The following is a 1,137-nucleotide window of genomic DNA, read 5'->3' on the forward strand; positions in this document are numbered from 1 at the left end:
CTGATCGTCCCGTCAGCGGCGAAGTCGGTATTGACCTGGGCCAGCGGCATGCCGTCCAGCCAAAACCAGTACTGCCCGCTGGCCTTGCTGCCCGAGGCGTTGTACAGCGTCTGCCCGAGCGCCTCTCCGTTCAAGCCATACAGGTAGGTCGTGGTGTTGATCAGCGCCTGGCTTGCCGGGTCGAACACCCGCTTCACCGTCCGCTGGCCCAGCGAGTTGTAGCGGTAGTCCGCTACTTTCTGGCTGCCCGCCTGGTCCACCTCGCTCAGTCGACCCTGGTTGTCATAGGTGTAGCGCAGCGCATCGCTCTGGGTCTGGTTGCCGGCCGCATCGTGGGTGACGGCTACTCCGTTGAGGGTCGCCAGGCGGTTGCTGTCAGTGGCGTAGGTCAGTGTCTGGGTGTCTGTGACCGTGCCGCTGGCCTGGTCGGTGGTCACTCGCTGGGTGCGGTTGCCCGTGGCGTCGAGGATGTAGTCCTTCTTCGTCGCGCTGGTTTGTTCTTCGCTCAACCGGCCCAAGGCATCGTACTGGTACTGCACCGTGCCCCATAACGTATGGGTCGCCTGGGAGATGTTGCTGTCCGGGTCGAAGGTGTAGCTGCTTTGCCAATTGCCTATGGTCTGGTTGGTCAGTTGGTAATCGCTGTCGAAGGTCCTTGTCAGCGTGATGCCGTTACCCCAGGTCAGGGTCTTCAGCGGCCCGAAGGGCTGGTAGCTGATGGCGCTGGCCAGCGGCACGCTGGTGCCGTTGACCGTCAGCTGGATATCGGTGACCTGGTCGGCGCTGTTGCGGGTGTAGGCCGCAGTGAGGCCGGCCGGGTAGCCGACCTGGATCAGGTTGTTCGACGAGTTGTAGCCGTAGGTTAGAGTTTCGTTGGTCGCGGTGTCGTTGACCGCCACGGCGCGCTGCTGGCTGACCAGGTTGCCTTGATCGTCGTAGCTGTAGTGCAACGCGCCGCCGCCGTCCTGCAGGCTGGTCAGGTGGCCGATGCCCTTGTTGCCGTTGGCCGTTTCGTCATAGGTGAGCGCGACATTGAGTGCCGGCGTGGCCGGGTAGGCTTTTGCGGTCACCCGGTTGAGAGCGTCGTACGCGTAGTTGATCACCACGCCCCGGGCATCGGTGCTGCTGGTCATGTTG

At 63.3% G+C, this 1,137-nt stretch carries 1 pseudogene; it reads right to left on the reverse strand.

From position 1 onward, the window contains the following. A pseudogene (locus tag HB675_RS25680) lies at positions 1–1,137 on the reverse strand (RHS repeat protein); the annotation flags it as partial.

Origin of the sequence: Pseudomonas sp. dw_358, from assembly GCF_018449655.1 — a bacterium.
Lineage (GTDB): Bacteria > Pseudomonadota > Gammaproteobacteria > Pseudomonadales > Pseudomonadaceae > Aquipseudomonas.